The organism is Xanthomonas sp. 1678, assembly GCF_031455575.1.
Classification (GTDB): Bacteria; Pseudomonadota; Gammaproteobacteria; order Xanthomonadales; family Xanthomonadaceae; genus Xanthomonas_A.
Genome location: NZ_JAVDSZ010000003.1, coordinates 270493 through 294600, shown reverse-complemented (window position 1 = coordinate 294600; position 24108 = coordinate 270493). Strand labels below are relative to the sequence as shown.

Annotated in this window: 16 protein-coding genes; 7 read left to right on the top strand and 9 right to left on the bottom strand. The window is 69.3% G+C overall.

Going from position 1 to position 24108, the window contains the following annotated elements; genetic code table 11:
- Positions 1-17: 17 nt before the first annotated feature.
- From J2Y70_RS07560 to J2Y70_RS07530, 7 genes are all read right to left on the bottom strand, one after another.
- Positions 18-2912 carry a TIM-barrel domain-containing protein gene (locus tag J2Y70_RS07560; protein WP_309915416.1) on the bottom strand — a complete coding sequence of 965 codons (2895 nt, stop codon included), beginning with the start codon at positions 2910-2912 and terminating at the stop codon, positions 18-20.
- A gap of 53 nt (positions 2913-2965) precedes the next feature.
- A complete protein-coding gene (locus J2Y70_RS07555) occupies positions 2966-4690 on the bottom strand; it encodes a DUF5597 domain-containing protein (RefSeq protein WP_309915413.1) in 1725 nt (574 codons plus the stop codon).
- A 17-nt stretch (positions 4691-4707) separates the two neighbouring features.
- Entirely contained in the window at positions 4708-6579 is a 1872-nt protein-coding gene (locus tag J2Y70_RS07550) for a sialate O-acetylesterase (protein WP_309916244.1), read from the bottom strand.
- A gap of 168 nt (positions 6580-6747) precedes the next feature.
- On the bottom strand, positions 6748-8982 hold the full coding sequence (locus J2Y70_RS07545) for a WD40/YVTN/BNR-like repeat-containing protein (RefSeq protein ID WP_369011080.1): 2235 nt from the start codon (positions 8980-8982) through the stop codon (positions 6748-6750).
- Between the two features lie 137 nt (positions 8983-9119).
- The gene (locus tag J2Y70_RS07540; protein WP_309915410.1) at positions 9120-11855 is read right to left on the bottom strand and encodes a TonB-dependent receptor; all 2736 of its coding nucleotides are present in this window, start codon (positions 11853-11855) and stop codon (positions 9120-9122) included.
- A 376-nt stretch (positions 11856-12231) separates the two neighbouring features.
- The gene (locus J2Y70_RS07535) at positions 12232-15084 is read right to left on the bottom strand and encodes a TonB-dependent receptor (protein WP_309916239.1); all 2853 of its coding nucleotides are present in this window, start codon (positions 15082-15084) and stop codon (positions 12232-12234) included.
- Between the two features lie 488 nt (positions 15085-15572).
- Entirely contained in the window at positions 15573-16532 is a 960-nt protein-coding gene (locus J2Y70_RS07530; protein ID WP_263398118.1) for a LysR substrate-binding domain-containing protein, read from the bottom strand.
- A gap of 328 nt (positions 16533-16860) precedes the next feature.
- Between J2Y70_RS07530 and J2Y70_RS07525 the strand changes: the two genes are divergently transcribed.
- The 5 genes from J2Y70_RS07525 (at position 16861) to fdxA (ending at position 20926) form a co-directional block, all read left to right on the top strand.
- Positions 16861-17481, top strand: a complete 621-nt coding sequence (locus tag J2Y70_RS07525) for a 2-dehydro-3-deoxy-6-phosphogalactonate aldolase (RefSeq protein ID WP_309915407.1) — start codon at positions 16861-16863, stop codon at positions 17479-17481.
- Entirely contained in the window at positions 17478-18629 is a 1152-nt protein-coding gene (gene dgoD / locus J2Y70_RS07520; protein WP_309915404.1) for a galactonate dehydratase, read from the top strand. Before J2Y70_RS07525 ends, dgoD begins: the two co-directional genes overlap by 4 nt.
- 4 nt (positions 18630-18633) lie before the next feature.
- On the top strand, positions 18634-19557 hold the full coding sequence (locus tag J2Y70_RS07515) for an SMP-30/gluconolactonase/LRE family protein (protein WP_309915400.1): 924 nt from the start codon (positions 18634-18636) through the stop codon (positions 19555-19557).
- Complete coding sequence (locus tag J2Y70_RS07510) at positions 19554-20453, top strand: 2-dehydro-3-deoxygalactonokinase (protein ID WP_309915397.1); 900 nt, start codon at positions 19554-19556, stop codon at positions 20451-20453. The genes J2Y70_RS07515 and J2Y70_RS07510 overlap by 4 nt, the downstream gene beginning before the upstream one ends.
- A 149-nt stretch (positions 20454-20602) precedes the next feature.
- A complete protein-coding gene (gene fdxA, locus J2Y70_RS07505) occupies positions 20603-20926 on the top strand; it encodes a ferredoxin FdxA (protein ID WP_046980845.1) in 324 nt (107 codons plus the stop codon).
- 396 nt (positions 20927-21322) lie between these two features.
- Here the strand turns inward: fdxA and J2Y70_RS07500 are convergent, their stop codons facing one another.
- Together J2Y70_RS07500 and dapA are read right to left on the bottom strand one after the other, a co-directional pair.
- On the bottom strand, positions 21323-21856 hold the full coding sequence (locus J2Y70_RS07500) for a hypothetical protein (RefSeq protein WP_263398113.1): 534 nt from the start codon (positions 21854-21856) through the stop codon (positions 21323-21325).
- A gap of 17 nt (positions 21857-21873) precedes the next feature.
- The gene (gene dapA / locus J2Y70_RS07495; protein ID WP_309915390.1) at positions 21874-22782 is read right to left on the bottom strand and encodes a 4-hydroxy-tetrahydrodipicolinate synthase; all 909 of its coding nucleotides are present in this window, start codon (positions 22780-22782) and stop codon (positions 21874-21876) included.
- Between the two features lie 156 nt (positions 22783-22938).
- Here dapA and J2Y70_RS07490 point away from each other — a divergent pair, with 156 nt between their 5' ends.
- Together J2Y70_RS07490 and J2Y70_RS07485 are read left to right on the top strand one after the other, a co-directional pair.
- Complete coding sequence (locus J2Y70_RS07490) at positions 22939-23514, top strand: glycine cleavage system protein R (protein ID WP_003475101.1); 576 nt, start codon at positions 22939-22941, stop codon at positions 23512-23514.
- A gap of 61 nt (positions 23515-23575) precedes the next feature.
- Positions 23576-24055 carry a peroxiredoxin gene (locus J2Y70_RS07485; protein WP_309915387.1) on the top strand — a complete coding sequence of 160 codons (480 nt, stop codon included), beginning with the start codon at positions 23576-23578 and terminating at the stop codon, positions 24053-24055.
- The last annotated feature ends 53 nt before the right edge of the window (positions 24056-24108 follow it).

Genomic DNA, 24108 nt, shown 5'->3' with positions numbered 1-24108 from the left:
GGCGTACGCCGCGGGCATCACTTCGCCTTGCCCTTGCGCTTGGCGCCCTTCGCCGCCTTGCGCGCCACGCTCAGGCTCTTGCCGCTGTACTGCACGCTGGCGTCGGCCTTGGGCTCCAGCGCGCCGGTCTCCTCGCGCACGCCGTCGACGAAGCGCACGTTGATGGTGCGCTTGGCCTGCATGCCCGGCCAGTTGCCCTGGCGTGCGCCGATGGTCAGTACGCCCTTGGCCTGGTTCCAGCTCAGCGGAATGCGGCTGAACTCGCCCTTCTCGTAGCCATAGCCCTTGCCGTCGTCCTCGTACAGCGAGAACTGGCCGTCGGCGCCGGTGTAGACGACCACGGTCAGCGGCGCGTTCGGCACCTCGTCCACGTATTGCTGCACGGTGGTGGTGGGCACGATGGAACCGGCGCGCACGAACAGCGGCATGCGCTGCAGCGGCGCGGCGGCGTCGATGCGCTGGCCGCCTTCGTAGCGCTTGCCGCTGTTGAAGTCGATCCACGAGGTACCGGCCGGCAGGTAGACCTGGCGCGAGGTGGCGCCGAAGCGGGTCACCGGCGCGACCAGGAACGCCGGCCCGAACAGGTACTGGTCGTTGATGTCGGCGACCTTGGGATCGTTGGGGAAATCCATCGGCAGGCCGCGCATCATGCTGCCGTCGCGATGGTAGGTGTCGCCGGCCAGCGTGTAGACGTACGGCAGCAACGCATAGCGCAGGCGGCTGTAGTACGCCATGCTCGCGTAGTACGGGGTGCCTTCCGGGGCGATGTTCCAGATCTCGCGGAACGGGAACTGGCCGTGCGAGCGGAACAGCGGCACGAACGCGCCGAACTGGAACCAGCGCGTGTTGAGTTCGCGCCATTCCGCCTGGTGCGCCGGCTCCTGGTCCTCGTAGCGCTTCTCCACCGCGAAGCCGCCGATGTCGAAGGTCCAGTTCGGCAGGCCCGACATGGAGACGTTGACGCCGGCGGAGATCTGGTCGCGCATGTCGTCCCAGCGCGAGACGATGTCGCCGCTCCACACCGCCACCGCGTTGCGCTGGGTGCCGGCATAGCCCTTGCGCGAGAGGATGAACACGCGCTTGCCGTCGGCGGCGCGGTCGCCCTCGTAGACGCCGTGGGTATGCGGCAACGGGTAGGAATTGAAGAACTCGGTGGACGGCCCCAGCGCGGTCGGCGTGGTGCGCGCCTTGCGCTCGCCGATGTCCAGGTTGGAATGCACGTCCGGCTCGTCGGCGTCCATCCACCACGCGTCGAAGCCCTTGCTGTTGAGCTTGTCGTTGATCTGCCGCCAGTAGATCGCCTGCGCGTCGTCGGAGTACGGGTCGTAGAACGAGTTCTTGTAGCCCTTGCCGATCCAGTCCAGCTCGCCGACCTCGACGTTGCGCTTGTACATGTGCCCGGCGGCGTCGAGTTCCTTGTAGTTGGCGGTGGTCGGATAGAACTTGGGCCAGATCGAGATCATGATCTGCGCGTGCATGTCGTGCACCGACTTGACCATGCCGTCCGGGTCCGGGAAATGGGTCTTGTCGAAGTCGTGCGAACCCCACGCGTTCTCCGGCCAGTACGACCAGTCGAGCACGATGTTGTCGATCGGCAGCTTGCGCTTGCGGTACTCGGCAAGCGCGCCGACCAGTTCGTCCTGGCTCTTGTAGCGCTCGCGGCTCTGCCAGAAACCGTAGGCCCACTTCGGCAACAGCACCGCCTTGCCGGTCAGTTCGCGGTAGCCGGCGATGACCTGATCGGCGTCGGCGCCGGCGACGAAGTAGTAGTCGATCATCTGCCCGGCCTCGGACCACAGCGACAGGTCCTTGGCTTCGGCCGCCGGCAACGGGTCGCGGTGCAGCAGCGCGATGTAGCTGGGGTCGATCAGGTCCCATTCGACCTTGACCTTGTGGCGCTGGCCCGGCTGCAGCGCGAGGGTGAATTCGTTGTGCCACGGGTTCCAGTTCTGGCGCCAGCGGTCGACCACCAGCTTGCCGTCCACGTACAGCTTGGCGTACTCGCTGGCGTACAGCGAGAAGCTGTGCTCGCCGCCGCTCTTGGCTTCGATCTCGCCTTCCCAGGTGACCTGCATGCGGCTCTTGTCGCTGGGCTTGGCCTTCTTCGGGAACTTGCCCAGGTCCTTCAGGTACTGGTAGTTGAGCTCTTTTTCGCGGCGTTCCAGCACCTGCTTGCCGTTGACCGAATAGCGCGCGGTCAGCGCGCCCGGCTTGCCCTTGGCGTCGTACAGCTTCAGCGACGCCGGCAACGGCTGCAGGCCGCGCGGGTCGCCCATGCGGGTGATCGAATTGTTGTCCCACAGGATGCCGTAGTTGCGGCTGGACACCAGGTACGGCACCGCCAGGTCGATATTGCTCTGCAGCAGCTCGACGTTGCGGCCTTTCTGGTTCATCCAGCCCTGCTGGTGCTGGCCGAAGCCGTAGAAGGCCTCGTCGTCGGGCGAGGCGAAGCGCTGGCGCGTGCTCAGGTAGGACTTGCCCTCCACCTTCAGCGGCGCGAAGCTGCGCCCGCCCGCCACTTCCGCCAGCAGCGGCTTGCCGCTGGCATCGGCGAAGCTGACGTGGCCGTCGACGGTGGACACCTGCGCGGTGACCTTGGCGGTCTTGACCCGCACCGTGCCGCCCTGCTCGTCCAGCTGGAACGCGGTATCGCCCTGCACCGGCACCCGCATCAGGCTCGGGGTGCGCTTGAAGTCGCCGTCCGGATCGGCGCTGACGCGGATGATGCCGCTGTCCACCACCTGCAGGCGCACCGGCGCGGCGCCCTTGGCGCTGGGACGCACGGTGACGCCGTCGGCGTCCTTCTTCACTTCCTGCGCGTAGGCGCCGGCGGCGAGCACCGCCAGCGACAGGGCCAGCAGGCGCGGCAGCGGCTTCAGCGCCAGGCGGACGGGACGGTTCGAGTTGTGCATGTTCACTCCCTCTGTAGCGGATGACGGCGCCGCACGCTGGCGGCGCCGAGGTGTCAGTAGGTGGCCAGCTTGATCTTCAGCAATTGCGGCCTGTCGGAGAAATTGACCCCGTAGTCGGTCTGGTCGCCGTTCCAGTTGCGCTGGAACCGCCACTGCTCGCCATCGTAGAAGCCTTCCTCGACGCGGTCGTAGACCATGTTGGCGGTGGCCTCGCTGGCCGGATGCAGGGTCACCCGCACGTGGTAGCCGGTGACCAGGAATTCGTCCGGGCCCAGCTCGGCGATCAGCGCCGCACCGCTCGGCTCGGGATTGCCGGGCGGCGTGCCCTTGAACCAGAACTGCGGCACGCCGTAGGTGATGGTCGCGCTCCAGCGCTCGTTGAGCCGCAGCTCCTGCACCGGCTGGCCCGGCTCCTCGGCGGTGCCGTGCAGCTTGCCCTGCGAGGCGGCCTTGGCGAACGGGCGCATGCCCAGGCTCACCGACTTGAAGCCCAGCGCGAACGGCGCCATGGTCGGCTCGTCCACAGTCTTGGCGCCCAACGGCCAGTTGGAATACCCGCTGTAGTCGATGCCGAAGGTCGACCAGCCGATGCCGTCATGGCCCAGCGTCGGGTACAGGTAGCGCGCGTACTCCGGGCGGTTGCCGGTCTCGGCCACGAACAGCGCGTTGTCCGGGCGCGCGTAGCGGTCCAGCACCGTGGTGTACATGCGGTACTCGGGCATGTAGATGTCCGGGGCCAGCAGGTCGATGTGCGGCGCGGCCGCCTTCCAGACGTCGAGCACGTTGTCGGTGGGGCCGCCGCTGGCGTACTGGCCCGGCTGGCCGGGATTGAACGGACCGCGCAGCGCGGCGTTGACGTACATCGGCAGCGGGTATTCGGCCTTGCCGGCCGCGGCCACCTGGTCGATGAAGCGGCCGATGTGCCAGGCATGGAAGAACTCGTCGGCATCGGCGCCGAACACCTGCGCCCAGGTGCCGGGCTGCCGGCCCAGTTTCTGCAGCAGCGCCTCGGGCACAGGACCGTCGAAGGCCTGCTGCGCCAGCGGCGAGAAGTCGCGCACGCTGCCGTAGGTGCCGGGTTCGTTCTCCGGCTGCACCATGATCACGGTGCGCTGCGGGTCGGCCTGCTTGAGGTGCTTCATGAAGGCGACGAAGGCCTTGCGGTCGGCCTCCAGCGTGGCCGGCGCCAGCGGCGACAGCGAGCCGATGTGCTTGCCGTCGCGGGTGACCACGCGCGGGAAGCGCGCGTTGTCGGTCTTGACCCAGTGCGGCGTGTAGGCCGGGCCGTTGTTCTTCCAGGTGCCGAACCACAGCAGCACCAGCCGCACCTTGCGCTCACGCGCCTGCGCCAGCAGCGTGTCGACGAAGGAAAAGTCGAACGTGCCCTCCTCCGGCTCCACCTGCTCCCAGGCGATCGGCACCTGCACGGTATTGGGACCGAGGAACTGCATCGCCGGCCATACCTGTTCCAGCGCCGCCGGGTAGTTGCTGGAATTGTTGACCTGCGCGCCGAGGATCAGGAACGGCGCGCCGTCGACCAGCAGCGTGTGCTTGCCGTCCTTGCTGACGAACTGCGGGATCGGCGCCTGTTGGGCCGGCGCAGGCGCAGGTGCCGGCGCGGCGCCGGGCTTGGCCGTGGGCGCGCCGGCGGCAGCATTGGCGGCGGGCGGCGCGGGCTGGTCGGACTGGCACGCGGCCAGCGCCAGCGACAGCGCGCAGGCCAGCAGCGGACGCCAGCGCGGGGCGGCTGCGCGAGTGCGCGGAACAGGAAATCTCATGCGGTCAGCACTCCGTGTCACCAGGTGTCGGTTCGGAAGGGGGAAACAGGCAATTGTTCGCGGTTGACCAGGTTGGCCTCGGCAGGGTTCTCGCTCCAGGCGTAGCGCAAGGCCTGCGGCTGCGCCACCTCGGCGCTCTCGACCAGCACGCGGTCGCCGTCGATGCGCGCCTGCGCCGGATGGAAGCGGCGATCGGCCCCGGCGACGCTGAAGCCCAGCAGCGGGCCGCCGCCGCGCACCGCCAGCGCGCTGCCCATCGGATCGAACTGCAGCCTCGCCGTGCGCCCATCGAACTCGGCGCGGCGCAGCGTCGGCGCGCTGTAGACCAGCGCGTCGCCGTAGGCGACGTGGCGCGCGGCCAGCGCCAGGCGATGGCCGACGTCCTGCTTGTTGGTCGGATGGATGTCGCCGGGCTCGCCGATGTCGATGGTCACCGCCTGCGCGGTCGCCGGCAGCGCCAGGGTCTTGGACTGCGACTCGCGCAGCAGCGCCCACGGACTGAGATCGCCCTTGTCGGCGCCGGCGCGGAAGTTGGCCAGCTGCACCCACAGGAACGGCAGCTGCGGCTGTCCGCGTTCGGTGCGCCAGTGCCGGATCATCGCCGCGAACTGCTCGCGGTAGCGCAGCGCGCCGCCCGCGTTGGCGTTGCTCTCGCCCTGGTACCAGATCACCCCCTTGAGCGGGAACGGCTGCAGCGGATGGATCATGCGGTTGTACAGCAGCGTCGGCTGCTGGTTGCGGCTGTCGTCCAGCGCCACCACCACCTTGGCCGGACGGAATGTCCAGCCCTGCAACGGGCGCCGCGCGCCCTCGCCCGCCTGCACGAAGCGCTCGGCGTCGTCGCCATGCAGGCCGCCGCCGCCGCTGAGGTCGGTGACCCGCACCGCGACGTGATTGACGCCGGCCTGCAGCGCCGCCGCCGGTACGCGATACACGCGCGGCAGGTTCCATTGCTTTTCGGTCTGCCCGACCGGCTGGCCGTTGACGTAGGTGACATCCGAATCGTCGATCTGGCCGACGCCCAGGGTGACGCCGGCCTTGGCCTCGGCGGCGCTGAGGGTGAACGAGGTGCGGTACCAGGCGATGCCGTCCATGCCGTCGTAGCCGCTGGCTTCCCAGTTGCGGTCGACCGGGATGCGGTCCCAGTCGCTGTCGTCGAGGTCGGCCGCGCGCCATGCCTCGGCGCCGTCCTGCACCGCCGGCCAGCGCGCGATGCGCTGCCGCACCGCGGCCAGGGTGCGCGCATCCCTGGCCTTCATTTCGGCGACGCTGCGCGCGGTCTGCGTCGCATCCATGCCCAGTGCGGACGCGTCCATCCACGCCTCGATCGCGCTGCCGCCCCAACTGCTGTCGACGATGCCGATCGGCACGCCGGTGCGCTGGCGCAGTTCGCGCGCGAAGAAATAGCCCACCGCGGAGAACGCGCCGGCGTTGTCCGGCGTGGCGGCTTTCCACTCGCCGCCGGCCAGTTGCCGTTCCGGCTGCGCCGACCACGACTTGGGGATCTTGAAATGGCGCAGTTGCGGATCGGCGGCCGCGGCCACTTCGCGCGCGCCGTCGCGCGCCTGCGCCAGCGGCCACTCCATGTTGGACTGGCCGCTGGCCAGCCACACGTCGCCGACCAGCACGTCGCCGATGCGGCGCCGCGCACCGTCGCCCTCTACTTCCAGCACGTACGGGCCGCCGGCCGCATGCGTCGGCAGTTGCGCCTGCCAGCGCCCGTCGCCGTCGGCGACGGCGCTCGCCGCGGCGCCGTCCAGGCGTACCTGGATGCGCGCGCCGGGCGTGGCCCAGCCCCACACGCGCATCGGCACATCGCGCTGCAGCACCGCGCCGTCGGCGAACAGCAACGGCAGTTCCAGCTTCGCCCAGGCCGATGCGGGCAGCATCGCCAGCGCCAGCGCGGCCAGCCATTTCGCGGTGGGAGGCAGAGGGAGGGTCATGGCGTCGATCCTGTGCTGTTCGAGACGGAGGGATGCGGACGCGGCATCGCCACGCCCGCGCGCCGGCAGGCGTCGTTGCTCGCCGGCCGCGCCATCAGGCCGCTGTGCCGCCGACTATCGCGCATCGCCATAGAAGATGCCTCGGCCACCGGTGGCGAAGTAGACGCGGCCGATCACGCGCGGGTCGCCGGTGACGGCATAGGGACGGCCGAAGCGGTGCGCGTCGTCGTCGATGCGCCGCCAGCGCCGGCCCTCGTCCTCGGAGCGGAACAGCCCGCTGACGCCATCGACGCTGCCGGCGAGGAACAGCATCGGCGGCGTGCCGTCGCGCGGCGCGCGACCCAGGCCCAGCGAACGCGCATCCACCTTCGCCAGCACCGCGAGCGTGCCGTGTTGCCAGCGCATCACGCCGCGGCTGGGGCTGGCCAGGTACACCACGCCGGCGCGCAACGGGTCCGGGCGCAGCTGCGGGCGGGTGCGCTCGGCGTCCGCCGGCACGCCGATCCCGACGCCGCTGTCGCGGAACCGGCGACCGCCGTCCTCGCTCAGATAGAAGCGCCCGCTGGCCGCATCGACCGCGTACCAGCGCTGCGCATCGACCCGGTCGGCCTCGATCAGCAGCGTGCCGGAGGAACCTTCCACCCGTTCCCAGTGCCGGCCCCAGTCGTCGCTGGCCCAGGCGCTGCCGCCGTTGCGCGGCGACCAGATCACGCGGCTGCCGTCGGCGTTGATGGCGATATGCCCGGCGCCCTCGCCCGCCGGCGGTTCGCTGGCGAATGCGCTCCAGCTGGCGCCGCCATCGCGCGACCAGGCGGCGCGGACCTCGCCGTCGCGCCGCTCGCGCAGCGTGCCGCTGCGCACCACCAGCTGCGGCGCCTGGCCAGCGGCATCGATGCTCTCGCCGTTGGTCAGCCGCGGCCCGGCGAACTGCGACTGCGCGCGGTCCAGCGTATCGTGGCGGAAACCGTCGATGTCGCCGAGCGCGCTGAGCAACGGTGCGCCCTGCGCCGGGCTCAGCAGGTCCAGCGGCACCGTCTCCTCCAGCCCCGCGTCGGCGAACCACCACTGCACCACGCCCTCGGCCGCATCGAACGCGCGCAGGTTGCGCGAGGCCCAGACCCCGTAACCGGTGACGAACCAGGCGCGGTCGCTGTCGAACGGATCGATGGCCAGCGACGCCATCCAGTGCGGGCGGGCCTGCGCGGTCCACGGGGCGGTGTCGTGGGCGAAACGCGAGCGCGGGAACATCGGCGCCCAGCGGCGTCCGCCGTCGGTGCTGCGGTAGATGTCGTCGCCCGGCGTGTAGCGGCGGAAGGTGCTGGCGATCAGCGTCTGCGGCTGGCGCGGATCCACCGCCACCGCACCCCAACCGAAGCCCGGGCCGGCATGCGGCTGCGGCACCGGGCTGATGTCGGTCCAGCGCTGCGCGGCTGGCTCGTATTTCCAGACCGCGCCGTCGGCCATCAGGTCCGGGCCCGGCTGGTCGCCGTAGCTGAGGTAGTAGATGCCGTCGCTGGAGCGCACCATGTGGCTGGGACGCAATCCAGTGGGCTGCCCAGGCACCGGCTGCCAGCTACGCCCGCCGTCCTCGGACACGAACACGCTGCGCTCCTGCGTGGACACGCCGACGTAGATCCGCTGCGAAGCGCCGCCGCCGGCGGCGCTGGCAGGGTCGAACACGACGAAGGCGATACCGACCTGCTGGCGGCGCCCGGCGTGGTTGACCGCGCTGGCGGCCGCGCTGGTGGCGACTGCCGGAAAGGACGTCACCCGCTGCCAGTGCACACCGCGGTCGTCGCTGCGCCACAGCCCGGCATCGCGCGAACCGAGCAGCAGCACGCGGCCATCGTTCGGATCCACCGCCAGCCGTTCGCCATTGCCGCGGCCCAGTTCGTTGCCGCCCAGCTTGAACGGCAGCTCGGTGCGCGCGAAGCTGCGCCCCTGGTCGTGCGAACGCAGCAACGCGGCATTGCCGGCGCGCGGGTGCAGGTAGGTGCCCGCGGCCAGGTACAGCGCCTGCGGATCGTGCGGATCGATCGCGAACGCGTCGATGCCCATCAGGTTCTGGTCGTCGGCACCGAGCCAGTCGGTCAACGCGACCCAGTGCGCGGCCGCCGCATCCCAGCGGTACGCGCCGCCGACGTCGGTGCGCGCATACAGCAGGCCCTGCTGCGCCGGATGGAACAGCAGGCCGGAGACGAAACCGCCGCCGCCGATGGCGACGCTGCGGAACTGGTACGGCAGCGGCGCCGCGGCGAGCGCCGGCAAGGCGCTCCACAACAGCGCCAACAGCAGCAGCGTCGGCCATGCCGAGCACGGCCGCACCGAGCGCTGCAACGTGCCCGGCAACGCATCAGGTTTCAGCACGCGATGTTGCCGCATCGTGCGTTGCGCTCCGATTGCAGCCGACGGCGAGGCCATCGGCAGGAACTCCCCCGCCCCGGGCGCGCGCGGCGCCGGAGCGGAGGACCGTGCCTGCGCCGTCCTCAGAAGCTGGCGCGCAGGGTCAGGCCGTAGCGACGGTCGTTGATGACGAAGTCGCGGTAGCGCGATTCCACGCCCAGGTAGCTCTCGTTGCGGGTATCGAGCAGGTTGACCCCGTCCACCGACACCGACCACACATCGTCGATGTTGTAGCGCACCGACGCGTCCAGCTGGCCGAAGCCCTTGTTGTAGACCGGCAGGTTGCCGGTGCCGTTGCCGGCCGTGGTCACCAGCCAGTCGCTGCGCCAGTTGTAGGCCACGCGCGCCTGGAAGCGCGACAGCTCGTAGCTGAGGATCAGGTTGTAGCTGTTCTTGGACAGCCCCTGCAGCGGCACCGTCAGCGCCTGGCCGTTGGTGTCGGTGGCGGTCGGGCTCGGCGCCTCGCTGTCGACGTAGGTGTAGTTGGCCTGCAGGCCGAAGCCGCTCATCCAGCCCGGCAGGAAATCGAAGAACTGCGTATAGCCCAGTTCCGCGCCCTTGATCCGGCCGTCCTTGCCGTTGACCGGGCGGGTGATCTCCCAGGTCTGGCCGCCATAGACTTCCTCGAACACAGCCTCGGCGATGAAGCCTTCGACCTTCTTGTAGAAGACCGTGCCGTACATCATCGAGCCCTTGCCGAAGTACCACTCCAGCGCGGTGTCGAACTGGTCGGCCTTCATCGGCGCCAGGTCCGGATTGCCGGCCGACCCGGTGCGCCGGGTCACGCCGTCGCCGCCGGTGGCTGTACCCAGGCTCAGGTTCGGGTTGAGCCGGTTGAGGTCCGGGCGCGAGATGCCGCGCGAGGCGGCGAAGCGCCACTGCAGGGTGTCGGTGAGCATCCAACGCAGGTTCAGGCTCGGCAGCACGTCGGTGTAGGTCTGCTGCACGTCCACCGGCAGCAGCCCGCCACCCTCGGCGTCGGTGCCGGTGCGCACGCCCTGCGAATCGACCTTGGTGCGCACGATGCGGATGCCGATGTTGCCGTCGAACGGGATCGCGCCATCGTCCACGCCGAAGCGCAGCACGCCATAGGCGGCGTAGGTCTTCTCGCCCTGGCTGTTGATGTTGTTCGGCGCGAACACCAGCGGCGAGGCGCCGAACAGCGCCAGTGTCTGCTCGTAGTTGCCGACCAGTGCATCGGAAGCGGTCAGCGTCGGGCCGAACGCGCGCGAATCGCCGCGGAAGAAGTCGGTGATCGGGTTCTGCACCAGCTCCGCGTCCGGATACTGCGAGAACGGCGCACCGATCGGCATCCAGCGCCATACGTTGCCCTTGTTCTCCGCATCGCGGTCGGTGTAGCGCACGCCGGCCTTGAAACTGCGCGCGAAGCTGTCGTCGAACGCCAGGTCCATGTCCGAGCGCCAGGCGAACTCGGTGGCCTCGTTGTCGTCCTGGTTGTCCAGGTGGAACTTCCAGCCGCTGTAGTTGGCCGCGTCGGCCAGGTAGCCCTGGTTGCCGCTGGCGTCGGTCACCGACAGCCGCGGCAGGTCGCCGCGGAAGTCGATGGTGTAGAGCGGCACGCTGGCCATGCCGGTGCCGACGATGTAGCGGGTACCCTTGGTGGTGGCGTCGATGTACTGGAAATCGGTGCTCAGGGTCAGGTTCGGGGTCACCGTCCACTTGGCGCCCAGCGAATAGTCGGTGGTCACCGACTTGCGCCGGGTCAGGCTGGTGTTGGAATCGGCCGGGGTGTTCTGGAAGGTGCCGCTGACGAACTCGTTGCGGTCGTTGACCACGATGTCGTCGAAGCCCTCCATCGCACTCTGCCCGCTGTAGGCGAAGAACGAATAGTCGTGCCAGCTGAAGTCGTAGTCCGAGCGCAGCACCTGCGCGGTGACCTCGACGTCGTCGTTCGGCCGCCACTGCAGCGCGAACGCGCCGGTCTTGCGCTTGCGCTCGCCGACCGTGGTGTTGATGCCGGCGCCGTGCGGCACCGAGATCTCCTGGCCTTCGTAGCCCGGCAAGTCTTCAGTCTGCGTGTACCACGGCTCGACCGAGATCGTGTCCTGGCGGAACGGGCTGGTCTGCTGCGAATAGTTCACCAGCAGGCCGATCTCGCCGATGCCGGTCTGCCAGCGGTCGCTGTACATGCCCGAGAACGCCGGCTTGCTGTCGTCGGCCAGGTCGTAGTGGTTGTACTGCACGCTGCCGGCGATCTTGCGTGCGTCGTAGTCGAACGGCAGGCGCGTGCGCAGGTCGACGGTGCCGCCCAGGCCGCCTTCGATCATGTCGGCGGACGGGTTCTTGTAGACGTTGACGCCGGCCAGCAGTTCGGCCGAGACGTCCTCGAAGCTCAGCCCGCGGCCGTCGTTGGCGGTGAAGATGTCGCGGCCGTTGAGCTCGGTGCGGACCTGGGTCAGGCCGCGGATGGCGATGCTGCTGCCCTCGCCGTAGTTGCGGGCGATCTGCACGCCGGAGATGCGTTGCAGCGCCTCGGCGACGTTGTTGTCGGGCAGCTTGCCGATGTCCTCGGCCACGATCGAATCGACCAGTTGCTCGGAATTCTGCTTGACCAGCTGCGCCTTGGTCACGCTGCTGCGGGTACCGCTGACCTGCACCGTGTCCAGCTGCGTGGTGGCATCGTCGGCCTGCGCAGGCGGGGCCTGCTCGGCTTGCTGGGCCTGCGCGGCGGATGCGGCGACCAGCGCGGCGACGGCCAGGGCGATCGCGGAACGGCGCACGCCGCGGTCGGAAACAACACGGGTAGAACGGAGCGCCACGGTCCGCGCAAGCGGACAATGGCTATGAGACGCTGACATGGTGCTTCCCTCCCAGGACACATGTGCAAACGGGTTCGGCGATCGCGCCAAGGGCGACGTCGCCGTGTCTGATTGTGCGGACGCACCTGCTTGATGGGTGCTGGCCGCAAGTCCGGCGCGACGGGGTGCCGCAGCGCGCATGCGATCCAAGAAGATCACGACTCGGTCACGAGAATAGGGGCCCGTAGACATGCCATCCAATGAAATATTCACAGTTAGCTATACGTTTTCCACATACGAAACGCCGGTGCGTCTGTGAATCGCGGCATCCGCCGCTGCGCCGGCGTCTCCCGCCGGCTGCGACGCCGGCGCCGCCACAAAAAAGCCCGCATGCTCAGCGCATGCGGGCCTAGGGAAACGCCTTGGGCGGCGCCGCTTACCAGTTGGCGCGCAGCACCAGCGAATAGCGGCGGTCGTTGACGAACCAACTGCGCGTGTACAGGTGGGTGTCGACTTCGCCGTCGGCATAGGAAGTCGGCCCCATCAACACCTTGGTCACCGTATTGGTCAGGTTGTTGGCCTGGATACCGAGCTGCAGGTGCGGGGTGAAACGATAGAACGCCGAGGCGTCGAGCTGGCCGTAGTCGTCCGACCAGGTCGGCAGCTTGGTCGCCACGTCGCTGGCGGTCAGCAGGTAGCGCGAACGCCAGTTGTAGGCCAGGCGCACCGACAGCGGTCCCTTCTCGTAGATGCCGGCGAAGTTGTAGCTGCGCCGCGACAGCCCTTCCAGCGGCAGGCTCACCCCGGTGACGGTGGTCTGGGTATAGGGATCGGTCGCGGAATTGACCCCGCCGCTGCTGTCGACGAAGGTGAAGTTGGCATTGACGCCGAAGCCGCTCAGCCAGCCTGGCCACGAGTCGAAGAACTGCGTGTAGCCGTATTCGAACCCGCGGATGCGGCCCTTGGCCATGTTGTACGGCCGCGTCACCAGCCAGTCCTGGCCACCGTAGCTCTCGGTGGTGGTCTGGGTGGAGAAGTAGTCCTTGACGCTCTTGTAGAACAATGTCAGGTACATCATGTCGCTGGTGTCGAAATACCATTCCAGCGCGGTGTCGTACTGGTTGGCCTTCATCGGCTTGAGGTTCGGATTGCCCGCGGTGCCGGTCCATCTGGACACCGTGCCGTCGTCCTCGGTGGTCGCTTCAAGCAGCAGATACGGCTGCAGCTGGGTGTAGTCCGGCCGCGCCATCGCCTTGGATGCGGCGATGCGCCACTGCAGCGCATCGGAGAACTTGAAGCGCATGTTGAAGCTCGGCAACACGTTGGTGTAGCTGCCCTGCGCGTTGTTGGGGAAGAACTGGCCGGTGTACTGCGCCTTGAGCGCGTCCGACGCTGCGGTGGCCGACAGGTCGGGGAACTGGCCGTAGCCGGTCGCCTCGGTCTTGGTCTGCACGATGCGCACGCCGACGTTGCCGTCCACCGGCACGCCCAGCGCTTCGTCGTTGCCGAAGTACAGCACCGCGTAGGCGGCCTGGGTACGCTCGAACTGGCGGTTGGTGTCCTGCAACTGGTACTGGTCCGGCGCCCAGCCCCAGCCGCGCAGCGCCACCAGTTGCTCGATCAGCTTGGAGGTGCCGGCATAGTCCTTGACCGCGGCATTGGTGGGGAAGTACAGGCTGTTGGGCACGCTGATCTTGCCGCGGAACAGGTTCGAGTACGAATACAGCTGCGAGGACGCGGGCGAGTAGCTGGCCAGGTCGGCCAGGCCGGTCCCGTTCGCGGTACCGGGAATCATCGCCCAGTTGTCGCTGATCACGCCCCAGTTGTAGCCGGAATTCTTGTTGGTCTGGGTGCGGTCGGTGGCGCGGATGCCGGCGCGGAAGCTGCGCAGCCACGGATTGTCGTCGTAGGTGTATTCCAGGTCGAAGCGCGTGGCCAGTTCGCGGCCGCGGTTCTTCGCCAGGTGGTCCATCGCCGCGCTCCAGAAATAGTTGGAGGGGTCGGAGGTATAGCCGGTGTCGGCGATCGACACCGCCGGGTACTTGCCGCTCAGGTCGAAGTTCAGGCCCGGCAGGTAGATCGAGCTGAACAGAGTGAAATCCAGTGCATCGCTTTCCGACCGCACCAGCTGCATGTCGCCGCGCACGGTGAGGTTGCTGGTGAGCTTGTGGCTGAAGCCGCCGGACAGATCCGAAGTGGTGGTGCTCTGCTGCGCGTAGCGGTTGTCGGTGTAGAAGCGCACGCCATCGTTGCCGGTGATGTTGCCGCGCCAGGAACTGGACACCGGCGAGCCGCTGACGAAACGGCCATCGGCGTCGTAGGTGAAGGTGCTGCCGGGCGCGGGACTGACCGCGTTGGTGTCGTCGTTGAAGAACGCCGCGCGCTCCTGCCAGTTCATGTCGTAGGTGGAGCGCATGTACTGCACGTAGATCTCGGTGTCGTCGCTGGGCCGCCACTGGAACGCCCCGGCCACGCCCTTGCGCTTGCGTTCGAAATCCAGCTGCCGCCAGTTGACGCCGCCGGGCACGTAGACCTTGTCGAAATCGGTGCCGGCCAGCAGCGCCGGATCGGTACGGCGCACGAACGGCTCCACCTGGATGCCGTCGCTGCGGGTGGCCAGTTCCGAATAGGCCAGGTCCAGCATCAGTCCCATCTCGCCGACGCCGGTGTTCCAGCGATCGCTGATCAGGAACGAACCGGACGGCTTGTAGGTCTTGCTGAAGTCGCCGTAGTTCTCGTCGGCGGTGAAGCCGATCACCCGGCCCGGCTGGTCGAACGGCATGCGCGTGCGCAGGTTGACCGTGCCGCCGAGGCCGCCTTCGATGATCTCGGCCGACGGGTTCTTGTACACGTCCACGCCGGCCATCAGTTCGGCCGGCACGTCCTCGAAGCTGAGTCCGCGGCCGCTGGCGGCGCTGAAGCTGTCGCGGCCGTTGAGTTCGCCGCGCACCTGGGTCATGCCGCGGATCATCACGCCGCTGCCTTCGGCGGAGAAATGGTCCGGGTCGTTACGCGCCATGAAGTGGTCGATGGTCACGCCGCTGACCCGCTGCAGGGTCTCGGTGACGCTGCGGTCGGGCAGCGCGCCGATGTCCTCGGCGCTGACCGAGTCGACGATCTGCTCGGCATCGTGCTTGATCGTCTGCGACTTGATCAGGCTGGCGCGCACGCCCTTGACCTCGACCGCGTCGAGCTGGATCACCGGATCGGCGCCCTGCTTCCTGGTGGCATTGTCGGCGTCCTGCGCCAGCGCTTGCGCGCTCAGCAGCACGCAGATGCTCAGCGCCATGGCCGAGCGACGCAACACGCGGGTACTGCGAACCGCTGCGGTCGGCGAGGCCGGACCACGGTAATGACGCGATGACATGACGCTTCCCTCCCAGGAGACATGCATACACGGATGACGGCCGCGCAAGCGCGACGTCCTTCAGGTTGTGACGGCGGCGCGCCATGGCCCGCTGCCGTATCGCTGGCGCGCCGGCGCGCCCCCGGTAAATGGGTGACGCGACACGGTCTGGTCACGATCGGCCGAGCCTAGGAGTGGCTTCTGCGTCAAGCAAATGAAATATTCACGCCAAGCTATGTCTTTTTCGACTAGCTGAAGACATGAATTTGATAGCACGGCGGTCAGCGATGCACGCCATGGTTGCCGTGTCCGTCATTGCCGCCGGCCATGGCGCCTTCCGATGGACGCGTCCTCGCCGCGATCGGTCGAACGACCCTGGCCCTGTTCGGGTTGCGACGGGCGACCGTCATCGCGCAACGCCGCCCGGCCGCTCAGCCCGGCGCGCGCTCCGGATACAGCCGCTTGGCCGCATTGCGCAGCGCCAGCAGGATGCGTTCGGCGCCCGGCGGCAGCATGTAGTCGCGGCGGCGGATGATGCCGAACGACTCCATCCGCACCCCCAGCGCGATCGGCAGCACGGTCAGCAGCTTGGCCTGCACGTACGGCGCCACCGCGTCGGCCGGCAGCGCCGCGAGCAGGTCGCTGCCGCGCAGCAGGCTGGTCATCACCGGCAGCGACGAGGTCTCGATGACGTTCTGCGGCGTGGGCACGCCGTGCTCCAGGAACATCGCGTCCAGCCGCGCACGCAGCACGCTGTCCACCGGCGGCAGCACCCAGCCGTAGCGCGCCAGGTCGGCATGGCGCAGGTCGGTGCGCGCCGACAGCGGATGCCCGGCGCGCGCCACCGCCGAATGCGGCTCGTCGGCCAGCGGCTCGAACTCCAGTTCGTCGCCGCCGTACGGGCCGAGGATGCGCCCGATCACGATGTCGAGCTGGCCGTCCAGCAGCTTGGCCACCAGCGGCCGGCTGTAGTCCATCTCCACCCGCACCAGAATGCCGGGGAACTCGCGCTTGACCTCGGCGATCGCCTGCGGCACCAGGTTGGTGCCGGGATTGACCACGGTGCCGATCGAGACCTGGCCCATGCGCCCCTCGCGCAGCGCGGCGATCTCCTCCTGCGCGCGGCCGATCTCCGACATCGCCGAACGCGCGCGGCGGATCAGCACCTGTCCGTACCAGGTCGGCTCCACCCCGCGCGCATGCCGCTCGAACAGCTTGACCCCGAGCAGATCCTCCATTTCCGCCAGCAGCTTGGAGGCCGCCGGCTGGGTCATGCTCGCCGCCTCGGCCGCGCGCAGCACCGAGCGGTGCTCGTGCAGCTGCAACAGCAGCAACAGGTGCCGGGTCTTCAGGCGTGCGGCGTTGAACCAGGGATTGGCGGAAGCGGTCATAGCGGAGCGAGATCCTGGGGGAAGATGCGTATTCACCAACGGAATAGCATATGTCTAAAATTTCATTTGCCGAGCATATCTCACACGCGCAGGCTATCGAACAGTCGCAGCTCCGGCCGCGATCCGTCCCACCGCCACACCCGCCTCGTGAAGGCGCCGGCGCGCCGCGCCAGCGTAGATGAGCAGGACGATCGGCCAGCGCAACGGCCGATGGCGCCCGCCAGTTCGTCGCCAACGGGACGGCCGCTCGACTGCGCGCCGCTGCGGCCGTGCGATGACGGCGTCGCGGTGGACGCCCTCCGCTCCACGCCCGTTGCCAGGTAAGCCGATGTCCGCCGTCTCCCCGTTCCAGTTCCCCCTGATCGCGATCCTGCGCGGCATCGCCCCCGACGCCGCGCTGGAGCATGTCGGCGCGCTGGCCGACGCCGGCTACGACGCGATCGAGATCCCGCTCAATTCGCCGCGCTGGGAAACCAGCATCGGCGCGGCCGCGCAGGCGTTCGGCCAGCGCTGCTGGATCGGCGGCGGCACGGTGCTGAAGATCGCCGACGTCGATACCCTCGCCGACCTCGGCGCGCGCTTCATCGTCACCCCTAACACGCGCCCGCCGGTGATCCGCCATGCGGTCGCGCGCGGCCTGCAGGTGGTGGCCGGCTTCGCCACCGCCACCGAGGCGTTCGACGCGCTCGATGCCGGCGCGCAGATGCTCAAGCTGTTCCCCGCCGCCACCTACGGACCCGGCCACCTGCGCGCGCTGCGCGCGGTGCTGCCGGCGACGGTGCCGCTGTTCGTGGTCGGCGGGGTCAGCATCGACACCCTCGGCGATTACCTGGCCGCCGGCGCGATCGGCGCCGGCATCGGCGGCGAACTGTACCGGCCCGGCCAGGCGCTCGCGCAGACCCAGGCGCAGGCCGCCGCCTTCCGCCAAGCCTACTTGGACCACGCATGAAGATCGTTCGCCTCACCACCTATCACGCCGCGCCGCGCTGGCTGTTTCTGAAGATCGAGACCGACGAGGGCATCACCGGCTGGGGCGAGCCGGTCATCGAAGGCCGCGCGCGCAGCGTCGACGCCGCGGTGCACGAGCTGGGCGGCTACCTGATCGGCAAGGATCCGTCGCGGATCAACGACATCTGGCAACTGCTGTACCGCAGCGGCTTCTACCGCGGCGGGCCGATCCTGATGAGCGCCATCGCCGGCATCGACCAGGCGCTGTGGGACATCAAGGGCAAGGCGCTGGGCGTGCCGGTGTACGAACTGCTCGGCGGGCTGGTGCGCGACCGCATGAAGACCTACCGCTGGGTCGGCGGCGACCGCCCGTCGGCGATCATCGCCCAGATCCAGGGCTACCGCGAGCTGGGCTTCGACACCTTCAAGTTCAACGGCACCGAGGAGATGAAGCTGATCGACGGGCCGCGCGCGGTGGACGCGGCGGTGGCCAAGGTCGCGCAGATCCGCGAGGCGTTCGGCAACAGCATCGACTTCGGCATCGACTTCCACGGCCGCGTCTCCGCGCCGATGGCGCGCGTGCTGCTGCGCGAACTGGAGCCGTTCAAGCCGCTGTTCGTCGAGGAGCCGGTGCTGCCGGAACTGGCCGAATACTATCCGCGCCTGGCCGCGGCCACGCCGATCCCGCTGGCCGCCGGCGAACGCATGTTCTCGCGCTTCGACTTCAAGCCGGTGCTGCAGGCCGGCGGCCTGTCGCTGCTGCAGCCGGACCTGTCACATGCCGGCGGCATCACCGAGTGCCTGAAGATCGCCAGCATGGCCGACGCCTACGACGTCGGCCTGGCCCCGCACTGCCCGCTCGGCCCGGTCGCGCTGGCCGCCTGCCTGCAGGTGGATTTCGTCTCGCACAACGCGGTGCTGCAGGAACAGAGCATCGGCATCCACTACAACGAAGGCGCCGACCTGCTCGACTACGTGATCAACAAGGACGACTTCGCCTGCGACAATGGCGGCAGTATCGCCGCGTTGCCCAAGCCCGGCCTCGGCGTGGAAATCGACGAGGAGCGCCTGCGCCATGCCAACCAGAACCCGCCCGACTGGCACAACCCCGTCTGGCGCCATGCCGACGGCAGCATCGCCGAATGGTGAACCCATGAGTGCAACCCGATCGCCCGCGCACACCGCCACGCTGGCGGTGGACAGCCGCTGCATCCACGGCGAAGGCGTGGTCTGGTGCGAGCGCCGGCAGGTGCTGTTCTGGGTCGACATCAGTGCGCGCCAGCTGTGGCGGCACGATCCGGCCAGCGGCGCCACCCGCCACTGGAACCTACCCGACCGTCCCGGCTGCCTGGGCCTGTACGACGATGGGCGCCTGCTGCTGGCGCTGGCCAAGGGCGTGTACGCGGCCGATCCCGATGCCAGCCCCGCCGACGCCACCGAACTGCCGCTGCACAAGCTCGCCGAGCTGGAGCCGGAGCGCGACGACACCCGCAGCAACGACGGCCGCGCCGACCGCCACGGCAACTTCGTGTTCGGCACCATGAGCGAACGCGCCGACCAGGCGCCGGTCGGCAGTTTCTACCAGTGGTCCACGCGCCACGGCCTGCGCCGCCTGCCGCTGCCCGGCGTGGCCATCCCCAACGCGATCTGCTTCAGCGCCGACGGCCGCACCATGTACTACTGCGACTCGGTGCGCCCGCAGATCCTGTGCTGCGACTACGACGCCGCCAACGCGCAGACCAGCAACAGCCGCGTCTTCGCCGAACTCGAACATCCCGACGCCGAACCCGACGGCGCCATCATCGATGCCGACGGCCACCTGTGGAACGCGCAATGGCGCGCCTGGCGCGTGGTCCGCTACCGGCCCGACGGCAGCGTCGAGCGCAGCGTCGCGCTGCCGGTCAAGCACCCCACCTGCCCCACGCTGGGCGGCGCCGACGGCAGCACGCTGTACCTGAGCACCTCGCGGATGGACCACAGCGACGACGAATTGGCGCGCACCCCGCAGGCCGGCGGCCTGTTCGTGGCCGCGGTCGGCGTCGCCGGGCTGCCCGAAGGACGCGTCGCCAGCGCATGATCGCCATCGATTGGGGCACCAGCAGCCTGCGCGGCTACCGGCTCGCGGCCGATGGCCGAGCACTCGAACAACGCCGCAGCGACCAGGGCATCAGCGCCTGCCAGGGCCGCTACGCCGCAACCCTGGCGGCGCTGGTCGACGACTGGCCCGGCGACGTGGTGCTGTGCGGCATGATCGGCAGCCGCAACGGCTGGATCGAACTGCCGTACGCGCCCTGCCCGGCCGACGCCGACGCGCTCGCCGCGGCCATGCAGCCGCTGCAGGATCCGGCGCTGCCCGGGCGCACGCTGTGGTTCGTGCCCGGCGTGGCCAGCAGCGCCGAGGCGGTGCCGGACGTGATGCGCGGCGAGGAGACCCAGCTGATCGGCCTGCTCGACGCGTTGGCGCAACAGGCCCAGGACGCGCACCGGCACAGCGTGTGCCTGCCCGGCACCCACAGCAAATGGGTCGACTTGGAACACGGCCGCATCGCCGCCCTGGCCACGATGATGACCGGCGAGCTGTACGCGCTGCTGCGCCAGCACAGCCTGCTGGCGCGCCTGATGGACGCCGACGACGCACATTTCGACGCGGCCGGTTTCGATGCCGGCCTGCAGCGCAGCGGCGAGCCCGGCGGCCTGCTGCACCATCTGTTCGGCGTGCGCAGCCTGGGCCTGTTCGAGCGGCTGAGCGCGGCCGCCGCGCCTTCCTACCTGTCCGGCCTGCTGATCGGCCACGAACTGCGCGCGCGCCTGCCGCTGGCGCCGCAGGTGCACCTGATCGGCGGCAGCGGTCTGCTGGACCGCTACGCGCATGCGCTGCGCGCGCTGGGCAGCCAGGTCCACACCCACCCCGAAGACCTGGCCGCGCGCGGTTTGTACCGCCTGGCGCAACGCCGCGGCGGCATCGGCGATTGATCTTGGCGCGGCCTGGGCCGCGTACCGGACCTGCGGCACAGGCTGCCGCGCCGCGGCCTGGCAAGCCGCTCCGGCGCCGGCCAACGCGCATTCTCCACGCACCGACGCCGACTGCTTTAGAATTGCGCGGTTAATCGCCGGATCGAACCATGCCTTTTGTCGTCACCGAAAACTGCATCAAGTGCAAATACACCGACTGCGTGGAAGTGTGCCCCGTGGACTGTTTCCACGCCGGCCCCAACTTCCTGGTGATCGATCCGGACGAGTGCATCGACTGCACCCTGTGCGAGCCGGAGTGCCCGGCCAACGCGATCTACCCCGAGGACGACGTGCCGGCCGGCCAGGAAGGCTTCGTCGCGCTCAACGCGGAACTGGCCAAGGCCTGGCCGGTGCTGACCACGCGCCAGGAACCGCTGCCCGACGCCGCCGACTGGGACGGCAAGCCGAACAAGCTGCCGCTGCTGCTGAAGTAACGTTCCACATCCCGCCCGGCCTCGGCCGCGCACAGCGCGCTGCCCTGCCCCGCGCACACGCTGCCGGGCCGCTCCGGCCGTTACCGCGGGACTCGCGTTACCCGCACCGCCATCGAGTCGCTTCAGCCATCACCGCGGCGCTTCGGCCGCCGATACAGGCCGGCGCATTTCCCCATCGACGCCACTAGCGCTTGTTGTGGGAGCGACTTCAGTCGCGACGGGCCTTCCCGGTAAAGCCCGTCGCGACTGAAGTCGCTCCCACAGTCTCGCGGTCAAGCACCAGCGCCGTCTGCGCAACGCTTTTACCTGTCCCCAAACGAAAACGGGCGCCCTGCGGCGCCCATTTCGTGTCACTCGTCGCAACGGCCGGCGCGAACGCCGGCCGGCGACGTCGGCTCAATGGCCGAGCTTGGCCTTCAGCGCCGCGATCAGCTTGACCGGCGCTTCGCCGCTGGCCGGCATGCCGCGCGGATCGACCGCCGACACGTAAACGCCGGATTCGACCGCGACCACACGGACCAGGAAGTTGCTGCCTTCGTAGGCCACGTCGTAGGAACCCAGCACCTGCGCGCGACTGGCGATGGTGACGCCCTCGATGCCGCCCAGCGCGTCGCCGACCTGGCCGAACACCTGGTCGCGCGCGCCCGGCACCACGAAGCCGCTGTTCGACGCCGCCGGCGCCTGGCCCGGCGCGCTGCTGGCGCCTGGGCGCGGCGCGGCAGACGCCAGCGCCGGCACCTTCATCGCCGCCGAGGTATCCGGCGTGGTCAGGTCCGGCGGCACTTCCAGCGGACGCATCTCGGGGGCCAACGCATAGTCGCCGCGCGGCTTGCCCTTGTGGAACCAGCTGCAACCGCTGGTGGCCGCGACCATGGTGGTCGCCAGCACGGCGGCCGACAGCACGCGGACGTAGGGAACGGAAGCACGCATCGATAAATCTCCTGAGGTCAGGCCGCGAGCGTTTCGCGGCTGGATAGTTCTTCCAACGCGGCTGCGTCGGTGGCGAGACGGTCGGCCGTGGCCTGGTGCGCCGCGGACAGCGGCAGCAGCGGCAGCCGCAGCCCGTGGCCGATGCCGGCGCGCTGCAGCAGCGCCTTGACCGGGATCGGGTTGGATTCGATGCCGCAGAACGCGTGGAACGGCTGCAGCCGCGCGTCCCAGGCCTGCGCCGGCTCGGTCTGGCGTGCGCGCGCCAGGTCGCACAGGCGCCGGTAGGCGGCCGGCAAGGCGTTGGAGGCGACCGAGATCAGCCCGTCGTAGCCGCCGAGCATGGCCTGCGCGGCGCTGCCGTCGTCGCCGCTGAGCACGGCGAAGCGGTCGCTGCGCAGCGCGACCAGCGCGGCGATGCGCTGCGGATCGCTGCTGGCTTCCTTGATGCCGACGATGTTCGGATGCTGCGCCAGTTGCGCCACCGTCTCCGGCAGCAGGTCGCAGCCGGTGCGCCCGGGCACGTTGTACAGCACCACCGGCAGGCCGCCGTGCTCGGCCACCTGCAGGTAGTGCGCGAGCAGGCCGGCCTGGGTCGGGCGCACGTACGGCGGCGTCACCACCAGCGCGTACTGCGCGCCGTTGGCCGCGGCGCGGCGGGTCAGCGCGACCGTCTTGGCGGTGCCGGACAGGCCGGTGCCGGCCAGCAGCGGCACGCGCCCGCCCAGCGCCTGCGCCGCTTCGCGCAGGATCAGGTCGTACTCTTCGTCCAGCAGCGTGGCCGCCTCGCCGGTCGATCCCGCCACCACCACGCCCTGCACGCCGCCGTCCAGCTGCCGTTTGAGCAGCCGCTGCCAGGCGTCGAGGTCGAGGTCGCCATTGCCCTGGAAGGGCGTGGCCAGGGCGGTGATGATGCCGGAGAGGGACAAGATGCCTGATGCTCGCTGTGAGAGAGGGCCGCGTGCGGCCTGCACGGACGGGATTCGTCCCGCATGTTACTTGCGGCCCGAAAGCGCGGGCAAGTATGCTGCATACTGCGCCGAGCGACCGCCCGGACGCCGTTCAGCCTTACGCAATCCTACGCAATGCCGGAAGCCCCTTTGACCGACACCACGCCCCGGCCCGCGCCGACCGAAAACCACCTCCTGATCAACGCCTATACGACGCATCCGGAGTCGCCGCTGTTGCCGGTGACGCGCCGTATCGCCGACAGTGGCTGCAATCTCGTCGATGCGCGCCTGGCCACGGTCGGTCGCGACGTGTCGGTGACCGCACTGGCGACCGGCTCCTGGGACGCGGTGGCCAAGCTCGAGGCCATGCTGACCCGGCTCGACCGCGAGGAAGGCATGAAGCTGGTGTGGTACCGCACCGGCGCCAAGCAGGCGCAATCCAACCTGCTGCCCTACATCGTCGAGGTCATCGCCGCCGACAAGCCGGGCATCCTGTTCCAGCTGGCGGACTTCTTCGACCGCCAGGGCATCACCATCGAGAACCTGCAGAGCACCCGCTACCGCGCGATGCAGACCGGCGCGGAGATGTTCTCGGCGCAGGTGACGATCGGGGTGCCGGCGAACATGCACATCGCCGCGCTGCGCGACGATTTCCTCGAGTTCTGCGACCACCTGAACCTGGACGCGATCATGGACCCGATGAAGTTCTGAGCCGCGCTGGACATCGACGCAGGCGAACGCAGATGATGGCGATGCACGCGGAGGACACCCGATGAAGGACGGCGACACCCTGGACCGCACCACGCTGGCGTTGCCGCTGGCGTTGTCCGGCGGCGCCAGCGCCACGCTCGGCGACTACGCCGGCCGCTGGCTGGTGCTGTATTTCTATCCGAAGGACAGCACCCCCGGCTGCACCACCGAGGGCATCGACTTCAACGCGCTGCTGCCGCAGTTCGAGCAGGCCAACGCCGCCGTGCTCGGCGTCTCGCGCGATTCGCTGAAGTCGCACGACACCTTCTGCGCCAAGCAGGGTTTCCGCTTCCCGCTGGTCAGCGACGCCGACGAGGCCCTGTGCCGCGCCTTCGACGTGATCAAGGAAAAGAACATGTACGGCCGCCAGGTGCTCGGCATCGAGCGCAGCACCTTCCTGATCTCGCCCTCGGGCCGGCTGCTGCGCAGCTGGCGCAAGGTCAAGGTTCCCGGCCACGCCCAGGCCGTGTACGACGCACTGCAGGCCGCCGCCCAGCAGTGATCATTCGCGCTTCCCGCACGCCGCATCCCCCTGCCCCGCGCAGGCGGTGATGG